The organism is Rhodococcus sp. SMB37, from assembly GCF_004345605.1.
In the GTDB taxonomy this organism is placed as follows: domain Bacteria; phylum Actinomycetota; class Actinomycetes; order Mycobacteriales; family Mycobacteriaceae; genus Rhodococcus.
This window is the reverse complement of the sequence record NZ_SLVY01000014.1, coordinates 38766-52518: the sequence shown is the minus strand read 5'-3', so window position 1 is coordinate 52518 and position 13753 is coordinate 38766. Positions and strand designations below refer to the sequence as shown.

Annotated in this window: 13 protein-coding genes and 1 pseudogene; 9 read left to right on the top strand and 5 right to left on the bottom strand. The window is 63.9% G+C overall.

Going from position 1 to position 13753, the window contains the following annotated elements:
• The first annotated feature begins 115 nt into the window (after positions 1-115).
• Positions 116-556 carry an OB-fold domain-containing protein gene (locus tag EV641_RS20840; RefSeq protein WP_054713033.1) on the top strand — a complete coding sequence of 147 codons (441 nt, stop codon included), beginning with the start codon at positions 116-118 and terminating at the stop codon, positions 554-556.
• The gene (locus tag EV641_RS20835; RefSeq protein WP_054713032.1) at positions 549-1691 is read left to right on the top strand and encodes a thiolase family protein; all 1143 of its coding nucleotides are present in this window, start codon (positions 549-551) and stop codon (positions 1689-1691) included. Before EV641_RS20840 ends, EV641_RS20835 begins: the two co-directional genes overlap by 8 nt.
• Positions 1692-1783: 92 nt before the next feature.
• Here the strand turns inward: EV641_RS20835 and EV641_RS20830 are convergent, their stop codons facing one another.
• From EV641_RS20830 to EV641_RS20820, 3 genes are read right to left on the bottom strand one after another with little or no spacing between them, the layout of a single operon-like run.
• Positions 1784-2998 (bottom strand): cytochrome P450, encoded by a 1215-nt coding sequence (locus tag EV641_RS20830; protein WP_054713043.1) that lies wholly within the window; start codon positions 2996-2998, stop codon positions 1784-1786.
• Between the two features lie 20 nt (positions 2999-3018).
• On the bottom strand, positions 3019-3924 hold the full coding sequence (locus tag EV641_RS20825; protein ID WP_199233344.1) for an enoyl-CoA hydratase/isomerase family protein: 906 nt from the start codon (positions 3922-3924) through the stop codon (positions 3019-3021).
• Positions 3925-3976: 52 nt separating this feature from the next.
• The gene (locus EV641_RS20820) at positions 3977-4663 is read right to left on the bottom strand and encodes a hypothetical protein (RefSeq protein ID WP_132474242.1); all 687 of its coding nucleotides are present in this window, start codon (positions 4661-4663) and stop codon (positions 3977-3979) included.
• A 119-nt stretch (positions 4664-4782) separates the two neighbouring features.
• Between EV641_RS20820 and EV641_RS20815 the strand changes: the two genes are divergently transcribed.
• The 7 genes and pseudogenes from EV641_RS20815 (at position 4783) to EV641_RS20785 (ending at position 10859) form a co-directional block, all read left to right on the top strand.
• The gene (locus EV641_RS20815; RefSeq protein WP_132474240.1) at positions 4783-5604 is read left to right on the top strand and encodes an enoyl-CoA hydratase-related protein; all 822 of its coding nucleotides are present in this window, start codon (positions 4783-4785) and stop codon (positions 5602-5604) included.
• 36 nt (positions 5605-5640) lie between these two features.
• On the top strand, positions 5641-6468 hold the full coding sequence (locus tag EV641_RS20810; RefSeq protein ID WP_199233343.1) for an enoyl-CoA hydratase/isomerase family protein: 828 nt from the start codon (positions 5641-5643) through the stop codon (positions 6466-6468).
• Positions 6465-7946: pseudogene (locus EV641_RS20805) on the top strand (AMP-binding protein); the annotation flags it as partial. The gene EV641_RS20810 and the pseudogene EV641_RS20805, both read left to right, overlap by 4 nt.
• A 42-nt stretch (positions 7947-7988) precedes the next feature.
• Positions 7989-9560: a class I adenylate-forming enzyme family protein gene (locus EV641_RS20800; protein WP_132474378.1), complete on the top strand. Its 1572-nt coding sequence runs from the start codon at positions 7989-7991 to the stop codon at positions 9558-9560.
• Positions 9557-9703 (top strand): DUF1059 domain-containing protein, encoded by a 147-nt coding sequence (locus EV641_RS20795; protein WP_132474238.1) that lies wholly within the window; start codon positions 9557-9559, stop codon positions 9701-9703. The genes EV641_RS20800 and EV641_RS20795 overlap by 4 nt, the downstream gene beginning before the upstream one ends.
• Positions 9704-9753: 50 nt before the next feature.
• A complete protein-coding gene (locus tag EV641_RS20790) occupies positions 9754-9945 on the top strand; it encodes a ferredoxin (protein WP_132474236.1) in 192 nt (63 codons plus the stop codon).
• A gap of 152 nt (positions 9946-10097) precedes the next feature.
• Entirely contained in the window at positions 10098-10859 is a 762-nt protein-coding gene (locus EV641_RS20785) for a TetR/AcrR family transcriptional regulator (protein ID WP_132474234.1), read from the top strand.
• A gap of 66 nt (positions 10860-10925) precedes the next feature.
• Here the strand turns inward: EV641_RS20785 and EV641_RS20780 are convergent, their stop codons facing one another.
• Together EV641_RS20780 and EV641_RS20775 are read right to left on the bottom strand one after the other, a co-directional pair.
• Positions 10926-12152 carry an amidohydrolase family protein gene (locus EV641_RS20780; RefSeq protein WP_054715564.1) on the bottom strand — a complete coding sequence of 409 codons (1227 nt, stop codon included), beginning with the start codon at positions 12150-12152 and terminating at the stop codon, positions 10926-10928.
• A gap of 98 nt (positions 12153-12250) precedes the next feature.
• A complete protein-coding gene (locus EV641_RS20775) occupies positions 12251-13735 on the bottom strand; it encodes an aldehyde dehydrogenase family protein (protein WP_241997390.1) in 1485 nt (494 codons plus the stop codon).
• Positions 13736-13753 lie beyond the last annotated feature (18 nt).

Below are 13753 nucleotides of genomic sequence, written 5' to 3'. Positions count from 1 at the left end.
GTGGCCTCTCGCGTGATAACCGCTACTACTGTATACCTATCGGTATGATCTACCGCAAGAGTTGAGAGTGTCCCGGACAAGTCTCTTCCCAGTCCCGACGACCTGAGGACGATCCATGCAGAGAGCTATCGCCCCAGAATTATCGACCTGGCCCGACGCCCGGCCGCACCTCCTCGCAAGTACATGCGACCACTGCGAGGCGACGGTCTTCCCAGTGCAGCCGCTGTGCCCTCGGTGCAGCCGCGAACAGATGACCGACGTCGCGCTCCCTCGCACCGGAACCCTCGTCGCCTGGACCACGCAGGGCTTCCTCCCCGGCGCGCCGTATCTCGGGGACGAAACCCCCGAGACGTTCGTACCGTTCGGCGTCGGCCTCGTGCAGTTGGGCGACGTGGTCCGAGTGGAGGGGCGCCTCACGGAGAACAGTCCGTCGAACCTGGAGTTCGGCATGGATGTCGAGTTGACGATGATCCCGCTCGGTCACGACGAGAAGGGCGACGAAGTCCTCACTTTCGCATTTCGGCCGGTCGATCCGAAGGGGGCATCGAATGAATGAGGTAGCGATCATCGGCGTGGGCATGCATCCCTTCGGCCGGTTCGACAAGACGGCGATGCAGATGGGCACCGACGCCATCCGCGCCGCGCTCGCCGATGCCGGCCTCGAATGGAACGACATCCAGTTCGCCGTCGGAGGCAGCTGGGAGATCGCGAATCCCGACGCGATCGTAGGCCTGATGGGGCTCACCGGAATACCGTTCACCAACGTGTTCAACGCCTGCGCCACGGCCGCAAGCGCAACCGAGGCATGCGCGGATGCAATCAGGCTCGGCAAGTACGACGTCGGTATCGCCATCGGTCTCGACAAGCACCCTCGCGGCGCATTCACCGTGGATCCGACACTGGTCGGAATGCCCTCCTGGTACGGAGAGAACGGCCAGTACCTCACCACGCAGTTTTTCGGAATGAAGGCAAACCGCTACCTGCACGACCACGACATCTCCGTCCGGACCTTGGCGAAGGTCGCCGCGAAGAACTACCGGAACGGCGTGAACAATCCGAATGCGTTCAGGCGCAAGCCCATCTCGGAACAGCAGATTCTCGACTCCCCGATGCTCAACTACCCACTGACGCACTACATGTTCTGTGCCCCGGATGAAGGCGCGGCCGCGGTCATCATGTGCCGAGCCGACATCGCCCACCGCTTCACGTCCAAGCCGGTCCATGTCCGTTCGGTAGAGGTCCGCACACGCACCTACGGCGCCTACGAGGTCAACACCACCTACGCGCCGGTCGACGAAGTCCCGTCACCGTCTGTGTTCGCCTCGCGCGCCGCCTTCGAGGCTGCAGGCATCTCGCCCCAGGACATCGATGTGGTCCAACTCCAGGACACCGACGCCGGTGCCGAGGTGATCCACATGGCGGAAGCCGGATTCTGCGCCGACGGCGACCAGGAGAAGCTGATCGCGGACGGCGCCACCGAGATCGGGGGAAGTCTCCCCGTCAACACCGACGGCGGATTGATCGCCAATGGCGAGCCGATCGGCGCCTCGGGGCTGCGGCAACTCCACGAACTCGTGCTTCAGCTGCGCGGCGACGCCGGACCACGGCAGGTACCAGGGAATCCGAAAGCGGGATTCGCATTGCTCTACGGTGCGCCGGGGACCGCGGGCGCAACCGTTGTGTCCACATAGAAGCGATCGAACACCGCCGCGGCACGAATAGACAGAAACAACCTTTCCGGAAGGTTGCTTCTGTCTATTTACGGTGTGATCGCCACCCGGCGTCAGTGCAACCTGGTGCGAACCCTGACCGGCACGCTCTCGTAACCCGCCACATTCTGCATACTCACACGGGTGCAGTTGTCGAAATCGACCTCGAACTCGGGCATGAAATCGAGTAGATGACCGAGGGCCAGTGCGCTTTCCATCCGCGCAAGTGCCGCACCGAGACAGCTGTGGATCCCGAGCCCGAAAGCGAGGCTCTGCCGGCCCGCACGATCCCGCTCGATGTCGAAGACATCCGGTTCGTCGAAGGCAGCAGGGTCCCTATTCGCCGCACCCAGCATCAAGAACACCGGCTTGCCTGCGGGAATGGTCACCCCGTGCAGTTCGACGTCGCGCATGGAGTACCGCACGTTGTACTGATTCGGGGATTCGAAACGCAGCAGTTCTTCGACCGCATCCGGAATGAGCGAGCGATCCTCCCGCAACTTGGCCCACTGATCCGGGAATCGCGCGAACGTCACCGGCGCTCCGCCGACCAGCTTGGCTACGGTCTCGGCTCCGGCGCCGCCGAGCAACGACGCGAACATCGCGATCTCCATTGTGGTCAGTGCCGGCGGCTGATCGTCGTCGCGTTCGATCTCGGCCTCGATGAGCTTGCTGATCATGTCGTCCTGGGGATTATCACGACGCTCTTTGACGAGCCCGTAGTAGAACCGCATCGCTTCGACGACCGCGTCGGTTCCGGCCTCATCCATCTCGATCTGCCCGATCTCACGGTGCAGCGACGCATCGGTCCACAGACGCAGCCGAGTCCGGTACTCCTCTGGAACACCGAGCATCTCCGAGATGATCTCCATCGGGAAGTATGCCGAGAAATCCTGGACCATATCGAAACCCGCGGGGTCCACGCGGTCGAGAAAACGGACGATCTGTGCGTCGACCATCTCGCGCAGGTCGTTGATCGCTCGGGGCGTGAACACCTTGCTCACGAGTCGTCGCATGTGCCGGTGCTCGGGTGGGTCGAGGACGATGATCGACTTGAACGAGGAGATCTCGCCTTTGCGCACGGTGGCCAGATCGAGTCCTCGTGCCGAGGAATAGGTTTCGAAATCTCGATATGCCGGAGCGACGTCCTCGTACCGGCTCAATGCATAGAAGTCGTATTCCTCGCTGTAGTAGACGGGTGCCTCGTCGCGCATCCTGGTGTAGATGTCGTATGGACCGTCGAAGAATTCTTGCGAGAACGGGTCGAAGACGAGCTTCGTGTGGGTCACGGCATCCTCCTGTGGGGAACTCACGTCAGGTCCGGCTCGGGGACGTGGAAGTGCTCGTCACGGAGACGGAAGGCGTGCTTCGTCCCGTGCTGGGCACGTGTCTTCACGAAATTGAATTCGCCGGAGGAGAACTGGAGATTGGTGCCGAATGCGTGGAAGAGGTAGCTCGCGACCTCTTCTCCCTGGTACGCCTGGCTCTGCTCGACCAATCGGAACGCTTCCTTGGCGATGACGACCCCGTCGGCCGGCATCTTCGCGGCCTTCTCGGCCCAATACCGTGCGCGCGCCGTCACGTGCGCGGATTCGCAGGTTTCGGTGAACACACCACGGTGCTCGACGGATTCGGCGGTGACGATGTCGCCGGTGAGGAGCAATTGCCTCGCCAGGACGGGCCCCAGGCGGTGGAAGAACATGTGCAGGCTTCCGAGCGCCGGACCGAGAAAACGGGTCGCGGGCATGCCGATTCGTGTGTCGCGCGCGATGACGGAGATGTCGGTCATCAGGGCCATCTCGAAGCCGCCGCCCAATGCGAATCCGCTGATCTCGCCGACGGTGACCTTCGGAAATCCCAGGAATTCGTGATAGAAACCGAAGGTTTTGCGGTCCACGGTCAATCGGCGTCGTTGACTCGGCCTGCGCTTCTCCGGCGCCGGATTGTCACCGTTGCCGCCTCGGCCCTCGCCGTACCAGCCGTAGGCGTTGTTCATGTTCGCTCCGGTGCTGAACACGCCTTCCGCTCCCCGCAGCAGCACGACGGTGAGGTCGTCGTCATCGACCACGATGTCCAGGTATCGCGCGAGTTCGTCGCGCATCGCCTGATCGTAGGAGTTTCGCTGCGACGGATTGTTCAGGGTGATCGTCGCGATTCGGGTATCGCGGTCGATCTCGAACAACACCCTGCCGTCGGACGCACTGGCCTCGGTCATCTGTAGTCCTTCCGAATGGTGTTTCCTGCCGCGGGATACAGCCGAAAGTGCGTCATCGGCGGTGGCCGAATGCCGTGGTCTCCAGCTGGTCGATCTGCATGGCGACGCAGTCGAGCTCGGCGATACACAACACTTCGCCGTCCCGCACGAGGCGCGCTTCGGATACCAGGCCGCGTTCCGTCGTCCGTCGGACGACATCGAAATCCAGCGTGGTGAGCAACGGGGTGGGTCGCCGATAGCGAATACTGAGCAGACGTGTCTTCCCCGCGATCCCGACCTCGCAATTGTGGTGCTGGATCATGCAATCGAAGAACACGGCGAGAAAACCACCGTGAACCAGCCCGGGTGGCCCCTCGTACACCAGGGGGAAGTTCACCGTGCCGGACGCGGTGTCGGCGTCGAACGTCCGGAGTTCGTAGTCGGGGAAGGCCGGGTTGAATGCTCCGATGTCGATGGCATGGTCGAGGTACACGCGCCGGTCGCCACTGGTGTCGTCTGCGCGCCGGAGCCGAAGATCGGCAGGCACGGCTGCTGCCAGAATCTGCTCCCATTCCGCGAAGCGGGTGAGCATCTCGTCGACGACCTCGTGTTCGTGTTCGAGTGAGAGCAGCAGCCCTGTGAGCCGGCGGAGTGCGCTCGCAGCATGTCGGGTCTGCGGCAGTGGCGCCTCGCCGAACCGCCCCGGAACATAACGCCCGTCGGGGCGGGACGTCGTCGGTTCCACCTCGTAGCTGGTCATCGCGCCTCTTTCGGCCGTCCCGGTTCCGTCGGCCCGGGTTCCTTGCTAACTTGTGTAGAACGCAACGGTACTACATACCGTATATGTAACAGTATAGGTTGTGAGGGGTGGTTACCACGGTGAGCAACGACCACGGTTCGCGCAGACGATCCGAAGCGGTGCGTGTCGAGCGCGACGGACCGATCCTGCGGCTCACCCTCGACCGCACCGAGGCACTCAATTCACTGAGTTCCGCGATGGTCCAGACCCTCATCCGTGAACTCACCGATGCGGCACACGATGATTCACTTCGCGCGGTGCACATCATGGGCGCCGGTGAGAACTTCTGCGGCGGTGCCGACTGGGTCGCGACGAACCGCAACGATGCATCGCGGCCGCGCGCCGGAAACCTGGTGCGTCGCGTCCCCCACCAGGCTCATCGCATCGTCGAACTGATCCACGACCTCCACCTTCCCGTAGTCTGCACCGTCCGCGGATGGGCCGTGGGCCTGGGCTGCAACCTCGCATTCGCGGCCGACTTCACGGTCGCCGCCGACGACGCAGTGTTCTGGGAGCCGTTCATCACGCGCGGGTTCAGCCCCGACTCCGGGGCCACCTGGCTCGTCCCCCGACTCGCAGGAACGGCACGGGCAAAACAGATGCTGATGCTCGGAGAGAAGATCGGAGCACCCGACGCGTGCAACTGGGGGCTGATCTACCGCTCCACACCCGAACCCGATCTCGATGCCGTCGCCGCCCAACTACTGGATCGGCTCGCATCCGGCCCCACCGTCGCCCTCGGCCTGGCCAAGCAGGCCATCAATCGCAGTCACACGGCATCGTTGACCGACGCCATGAACCAGGAGCTCTATTCCCTTGAATTAGCGTGTCGAACCGAGGATTTCAAAGAAGGACTGCGCGCATTCAAGGAACGCACCGAACCCGAGTTCCGCGGCCGATAGCCCACAACCGACATCACCGAGAATCGGAGACCCGCAATGGCATTACCGACGGCCGTCGACGAGTCGGCGATTCCCGAGTTCGAGACGATCCTCCTCGACGTCGATGCCGACCACCACGTCGCCACGATCACTCTGAATCGGCCGGACCGGTTGAACGCGTTCGATCGGACCATGTGCAACGAAATGCGGGAGGCATGGAGCCTCGTCAAATTCGACGAGCGGGTGCACGCTGTGGTGCTTCGCGCCGCAGGCGACCGCGCCTTCAGTACCGGCCTCGACATCAAGTCCGTCTACGGTCAGCCGGACAACATCTGGAACCACGAGGATCCCGGCGAGCTCCTCAGCCCCAAGTGGCAGAAGATGTGGAAGCCCGTGGTGTGCGCAATCCATGGAATGTGCACGGCGGGCGCGCTGTACTTCGTCAACGAATCCGATGTGGTGATCTGCTCCACGGATGCGACCTTCTTCGACTCGCACGTCTCGGCCGGTTTGGTCTCCGCCCTCGAGCCTGTCGGGCTGATGCGCCGTGTCGGCCTCGGAGAGAGTCTGCGGATCGCACTGATGGGCAACGACGAACGCGTGAGCGCCGACACTGCCCTCCGCATAGGGCTCGTCACCGAAATCAGCTCGCGCGAACAACTCTGGATACGAGCACACGAGATCGCCGTCCAGATTGCCGCGAAACCTCCGACCGCAACCCAGGGGACGGTGAAGGCGATCTGGGAATCCCTCGACAAACCCTATCGAGCCGCGATGGATCAGGGCTTGATCTACACGCGGCTCGGGAACCCGATCGCGAAGGACGAACTCGCCGCGCCTAGCGCCCAACCCGCCCACGACACGATACGCCCGAGGATCCGATGACGAACCACAGCGTGCTCACCGAATCCGTCACCGACCACCGCCTCGCACACCGGATCGAAGCGGTGGTCGGCATCGATCCCGACGCCGGTGCGATCGAGTACGAGGGTGAATGGACGACCTGGGCGCAGATCGCCCGCTGCGCCGACCGCATCAACACGATCTGCAGGCAGCACGGGCCCGACGAAGGAACGGGAATCGGAGTGCTGCTCCACAACCGACCTGTACACGTCGCTGTCCTTCTCGGAGTGCTGCTCTCCGGACGATGCCTCGTCGTCATCAATCCATCCAGGGGCGACGCACGCACACGAGCCGACCTCGCCGCACTGAACCTTCGCGTCGTCATCGGAGAATCCGCCGACCTCGACACCCTCGTCGGACGGCCGCCCGCCACAACCACCGTCGCAGTCGCGGACATCTCCGACGAACCCCAGGTGGCCACTGCCGGAGGGCCCCCGGTGCCGTCCGACAACCGCTCCGGAACCGCGGTCCTGATGCTGACCAGCGGAACGACCGGGCCCCCCAAGCGCGTCGAACTCACCTACGACATGCTCGCCCACAGCGTGCTGGGCCCCATCGGGAAGGGCTCGACGCCCGAACGCCTCAGTTCCGGTGTCGCGATCGTCAACGCACCCCTGGTCCATATCGGCGGGGTGTACCGGACGCTGCAGTGCATCGTCGCTGCGCGACCCTACGTGTTGTTGCCGCGTTTCGAACTCGCCACGTGGGCCGATGCGATCCGGCGTCACCGTCCCCGCGCCGCATCCCTGGTGCCGACGGCGCTCCGCATGGTGCTGCACTCCGATCTGACCCGCGACGACCTCTCGAGTCTGCGCGTTGTCACCTCCGGCACCGCACCACTCTCGGCCGAAGACGCCGACGCGTTCACCGACAAGTTCGGCATTCCGGTTCTCACATCTTATGCTGCAACAGAATTCGGCGGTGGTGTCGCCGGATGGAACCTCGCCGACCACCGCAAGTGCTGGTCCAGTAAACGGGGCAGTGTGGGGCGCGCCGAGCCGGGTTCGCTACTCCGCGTAGTCGACGAGTCCGGGCACGAGGTCGACACCGATACGGTCGGTCTCCTCGAGGTCAAGCCCGCGCAGCGTGGGCCGATGGCGGGCTGGATGCGGACCACTGATCTTGCGCGGATCGACGCCGACGGGTTCGTCTGGATCCACGGTCGCGCCGACCAAGCGATCATCCGGGGCGGATTCAAGATCATGCCCGACGACATCCGGGTGGCTCTCGAAACCCATCCCGCGGTGGAGAACGCGGCAGTGGTCGGGCGTCCCGATGCCCGATTGGGTGAAACACCCGTGGCAATGGTCGAATGTCGCGCCGATGCGCGTGCCACGCCCGGCGAACTCGCCGAATACCTGTCGACGCATCTTGCTCGTTACGAAATCCCGACCGAGATCGCCGTCGTCGACTCCATCCCTCGCACGCCGTCCGGCAAGGCGGATCTGAGGGCCGTCCGGAGCAGGCTGAACAAGCCTTCCGACCTTCCGTCTCCGACCACGATGGCGGCACTGATCCGCGCACGAGCGGACGCGACGCCGACTAAGGACATGGTCGTCGACCCCGCCACCCGAGTCGGCTACCGCGAGCTCGACGCATCCAGCCGCCGCATCGCCGCGACGCTCGTCGACGGCGGAGTCACCGCAGGCACCCGGGTGGGGCTGATCATGCCGAACAACACCGGGTGGGTGCAGATCGCCGTGGCGATCACCCGGATCGGTGCGGTGCTCGTTCCGCTGAGTACCTTGCTTTCGGGCGCCGAACTCCGCGCACAGATCCACGCTGCGTCGATCGGTCATCTCATCAGCGCCGACGAATTCCGGGGGCACCGATACCTCGATGCTCTGGCAACCACGATCGGCGAACCCGCACTCGAACCGGGCGACATTCTCCACCCCGGCCTGCCGTCCCTGCGAAGAACCTGGGGCGTCGAGGAAGTAACCGGTGCGGAGCCCACTGCCCGGACTCGAGCGGTTGCCGCCGCGCTGGAAGACGCCGTGTCACCGTCCGACACCATGGTCATCATCTTCACGTCGGGCAGCAGCGGACCACCGAAGGGCGTCCTGCACTCGCACGGCGGCGCGCTGGCGGCCGTTGCCTCCGGTCTGGCCGCGCGGTGCATCACCTCCGACAGCCGGCTCTACCTGCCGATGCCGTTCTTCTGGGTCGGGGGTTTCGGTGCGGGAATCCTGTCGGCCCTGATCGCGGGCGCCACCCTGGTCACCGAGGAAATCCCGGCGCCCGACACGACGCTGCAACTCCTCGAAGCCGAGAAAGTGACGTTGTTCCGCGGCTGGCCCGACCAGGCCGAAGCACTGGCACGCAGGTCCGGATCGACGGACGTCGACCTGTCGTCGCTGCAGCCGGGCAGCCTCCCCGCGCTGATGCCTGCCGCGGAGCGCGGCGAACCGGGCTCGCGCGCGAACCTGTTCGGCATGACCGAGACATTCGGGCCGTACTCGGGCTACCGGTTGGACACTCCGATGCCTCGGGAATCCTGGGGAAGCTGCGGCACCCCGTTCGACGGCATGGAAGTCCGCATCACCGATATCGAGACGGGCAGCCCACTCTCTTGCGGCATGCAAGGCCAGATCGAGGTTCGGGGACCCCATGTCATGCAAGGCATCTGCGGCCGCAGCCGGGAAGACGTGTTCACACCCGACGGTTTCTACCCCACAGGCGATCTCGGGTATCTCGACGACGCAGGGTTCCTCTTCCATCGGGGTCGGATCGACGACATGTTCAAGGTCAACGGAGCCACCGTGTATCCGAGCGAGGTGCAGGCGGCGTTGAAGACGATCGACGGAGTCGAGAACGCCTTCGTCACGCAAGTCGACGGCGATGCGGGACCACGGGTGAGCGCCGCGGTGATCTGCTCACGCGCATTCGACCCTGTCGAACTACGCTCGGCAGCAAAAGAACTGCTGAGTTCGTTCAAGGTCCCCACGGTATGGCTCGTGCTCGAGTCCGACGAGAGAATTCCGCGTGGTGGCACAGGGAAGGTCGACACGGCCCGACTTCGCGACCTGCTTGCCCGCCAAATCCATTCGACCACAATGGAAGGAACATCATGAAGAAGCGATTGACTTGCCCGTGCGGCGAATACCTACGCGGCACCGACGAGGACGACCTCGTCGAGAAGGTCCGGCACCATCTCGGCGAACGTCATCCCGACCATGATTACAGCCGGGACGAGATCCTCTTCATGGCCTATTGACTTCCGAGCCCCAGTTGCCGGATCCGAGTAGCCGAGCAAGGAGCGAGACGATGCGCGTTGTTGTCGATGGTGACAGGTGTGTGGGCCACGGCCTGTGTGAAGCGACCGCACCCGATGTTTTCGAGGTCGGCGACGGAGGGTACGTCGTCATCGACGACGCCGCTGCGGTGAGATGCAGCGAAGCCGATCTGCGTACTGCGGTGAGCAATTGCCCGTCCGCTGCACTCAGCATCGCCGAGTGACGGCACATCCCGGCAACGTTCCGGTATGCGCTACAGTGAGCCGAAATGGTCGGCAGCACTCAGTGCCACCGGCAGTCCGTACCACCGCACGGGCCGCTTCACGCCTGTGCTGCCGTCCTGACGGATGAACTGTGGACGGAAGTCGGAGAGCAATGGCGCGTAAAGAAGAGCCTCAGAAGCGCGAACGTCGTGAGCGCGGATCCATCAATCCCGAGGACATCATCGCCGGCGCGTTCGAACTCGCCGAGGACGTCCCGGTCGACAACCTGAGCATGCCGCAACTCGCCAAACACCTCGGCGTCGGTGTCACGAGCATCTACTGGTACTTCCGCAAGAAGGACGAACTGCTCAACGCGATGACGGATCGCGCCCTCGCGCAGATGCAGGTCGAGGCCGTGATGGGCGATTCCGGCTCGGACTGGCGCGAACGCCTCTACAACCACGCACACGCGGCGCGGCGCGCATTCCTGGCAAACCCGATCCTGTGCGACCTGATCCTGATCAGGTCGTCACTCAGCCCCAAGAACGCCACCCTCGGCGCACGCGAGATCGAGCACATCATCGACGACCTCGTCAAGGGCGGTCTGTCGCTCGACGACGCCTTCGACGCATACTCCGCCGTTCAGCTGCACGTCCGGGGTTCGGTCGTGCTCGCGCGACTGCAGGAACGCGGCAAGAAATACGACCCGACGTCGCAGGCGTACTACGAGAACCTGGTCGTCACGCCGGAGAGCACCCCGCTTCTCGCGGAAGCTGCAGGTCGGGGGCGAGTGGGCGGCGTACCGGACGACTACAACTTCGAGTACGGGCTCAATTGCATCCTCGAACACACCAGCCGCCTCCTCGAGCAGGAGGAGCCCGCAGCGAAAAGCAAGGCAAAGAAGGCCACGACGCGCTCGTCGCGCGCAAAGTAGACGTCTGCGGACACAGGATTCGCGTGGGTGCACTCGCCTGGTGAGACGAGTGCACCCATGCGGCATTCAGCAACCGGGAGGGATCCCCAGGTAATCCAGCACGTTGGTGCGCATGATCCGGTCTTTCTCACCCTCGTCGAAGTCGCCGAGTTCCTTGACGAAATCCGTCGGCTTCTCGAGGCCTTCACCATGTGGCCAGTCGGAGCCGAACAGGACGCGATCGGATCCGACGAGGTCGGCCAGCGCGCGGACGTCGTCCTCGTAGTACGGCGCCACCCACAGGTGCCGGCGGATCGTGTCGACGGGCGGCTCGGCGAATGCCCATGGCGTCTGATTCGCCTGCTTCTTCAGTCGTTTGACCAGCAATTGCACCCAGTCCGAACCGTTCTCGATGCTGGCGACACGTAACTTCGGGTGACGCGTGAACACGCCGCCGAGGATCAGACTCGCCATCGTGTCGTGGATCGCACGATCGGAGACGACGATGTTCGCGAGCGGGTTCGACGTCTTGAAGGGTACGAATCGTGCCGGTGCACCCCAGGCACGTGCGATCGAGCCGTTGTATCCGCTGTCGCTGAGATGGAACGCAACCGGGATGCCTGATTCCTCCAGCTTCGCCCACACGGTGTCGTACCTCATGTCGCCGAGCGATCTGGAGGTCCCGTGCCCGGCTGGTACGGGCGCGGGACGGACGTAGACCAGCTTGACGTCGCGTTCGAGGAGTCGGTCGATCTCTGCGACCGCTTCATCCGGGTCGGCGAGCGCCAGCATCGGCGCCGAGAAGATGCGGCCCTTGTAGTTGTATCCCCAGTCCTCGTCCAACCACGTGTTGAATGCCGTGACACTCGCCATCGTGGCCGGGATGTCTTCTTTGAGTGCCTCTTCGACTCCACACGCAAGTGTCGGAAGGAGGATCACCCCCGACATCTCCTGCTGCTCGATCATCTCGAGTCGGACGTCGTGATCCTGGTACGCGGGGTTGAGCGGCTCCACCTTCATCAGGCTTCGTGGATCGACTCCCTCCGGAATCTGTCCCCGGAACAACAGATCCAGAGCACCCGGGACGATCACCGGGTCGAATGTCGGATTCGGAACGAACTCGAGAAGTTTTCCCCCGGCGAGCAATTCGGTGTGTTTGCCGCGCTTGATCACTTCGACACCGCGATCCTTGAAAGCGGGGTCGAGGTACCGGGTGAAGGCGTCGATCTTCTCGTAGTAGTGGTTGTCGCAATCGACAGGCCGGTTGTACACGACTTCGTCGCTGCGGGTTGATTTCTCGGGCACGACGGTCATCGTCGTTCACCTCCGGTCGAAGTTTCGGCACACGGCGGGCGCGCAGATTTCCTCACGTCGAACACTAGGCCACACACTTACTGTTGTCTATACAGTATCTAATCCCGCAGGCGGTGGGCGGTCCGTCGGCGAGCGCGCCGCATCGTCAGATCGACGATCAGGCGGGGCACCCGCCCGAACGGCGGGACAGCACTCGACGTCGCAAGCATGAACGGAAGATCGGTGCCCACGACGGATCGGCGATGGCTGAACGTGTCGAAACCCGCCTTGCCATGGTAAGCGCCCATGCCGCTGTTCCCGACTCCACCGAACGGGGCAGACGCCGGAAGCATGTGAATTCCGAACTCGTTTCGCGCAACCCCACCGGTGCGGGTGCTGCGAACGAACCGGCGGAAGTCGTCGTCGTCCGGCCCGAACCAGTAGGCGACCAGCGGCGAAGGGCGCGCGTTCACGTAGTCGACAACGTCGGAGAGATCGCGATAGGCGACGAGCATGAGTGCCGGGCCGAAGATCTCCTCGTGCGTGATGCGCATGTCGTCGGAGACGTTCGAAACGAGAGTGGGGGGAACCTTTCGCGTTTCCGGATCGGGAAGCTGCTCGCCGCTGGGCGCGACCGCCTGCACGTGTGCACCGCGGGAACGCGCGTCGTCGATCAAGCTCACCACTCGGTCGTAGTTCGCGGTGTCGACGCACGAGGGATACTCCGGGTTGGCAACCATAGTGGGGAATCGCTTTCTCCACGTGGACAGCACTGCAGCAGAGAATCTTTCGGCATCGGTCTCGTGCACCATCACGTAGTCGGGACAGATGCAGACCTGGCCGCCGTTGACCATCCGTCCCAGAGCCACGCGTTCGGCCGCGCGTTCGATGCCAGCGCGTGGCCCCACCACGGCCGGATTCTTTCCACCGAGTTCGAGCGTGACGGGCACCAGGTTCTGCGCCGCCGCAGCCTGGATTCGCTTCCCGACACCTGGCGAACCGGTGAAGAACAGATGGTCGAGCGGGAGAGCCGAGAATGCGGCACCCACGTCGGCTCCGCCGGTCACGACCGCCAGTTCCGCCTCGTCGAAATACTTCTGAGCGAGGGAGGCGAACAGGTCCGATGTCGCAGGGGTGATTTCCGACATCTTGATCATCACCCGGTTTCCCGCCGCAAACGCTGCTGCCGCGGGCATGATCACCAGATGCAGCGGGAAGTTCCAGGGCCCGATGATCCCAACCACCCCGAGTGGCGACGGCACCACCTCGGCCCGCAACCCTGCGAGTCTGCACGCGCGCATCAGCGGCGTCGTTCTCATCCACTTCGCCACGTGCGCACGGGTGTGCTCGATCGCGTCGATGATGCCGACGAATTCCATCGACATCGTGCCGATCCGAGACTTACTACCGAAGTCCGACACCAGGGCGTCGACGAGCGCATCGGCGTTGTCGAGCATGAGCGCGACAAGTCGGTCGATGCGGTGACGTCGCCTCTCCGCGGAGGGAAAACCATCGGCGAGAAATGCTCTCCGCTGCAGCGCGAGGATGCGCGACAACTCCCCGTCCGGTTCGTTCAGTGTGGTGACGCCGACGTTCTCGACCATGCTCATCGCCATCCCCCG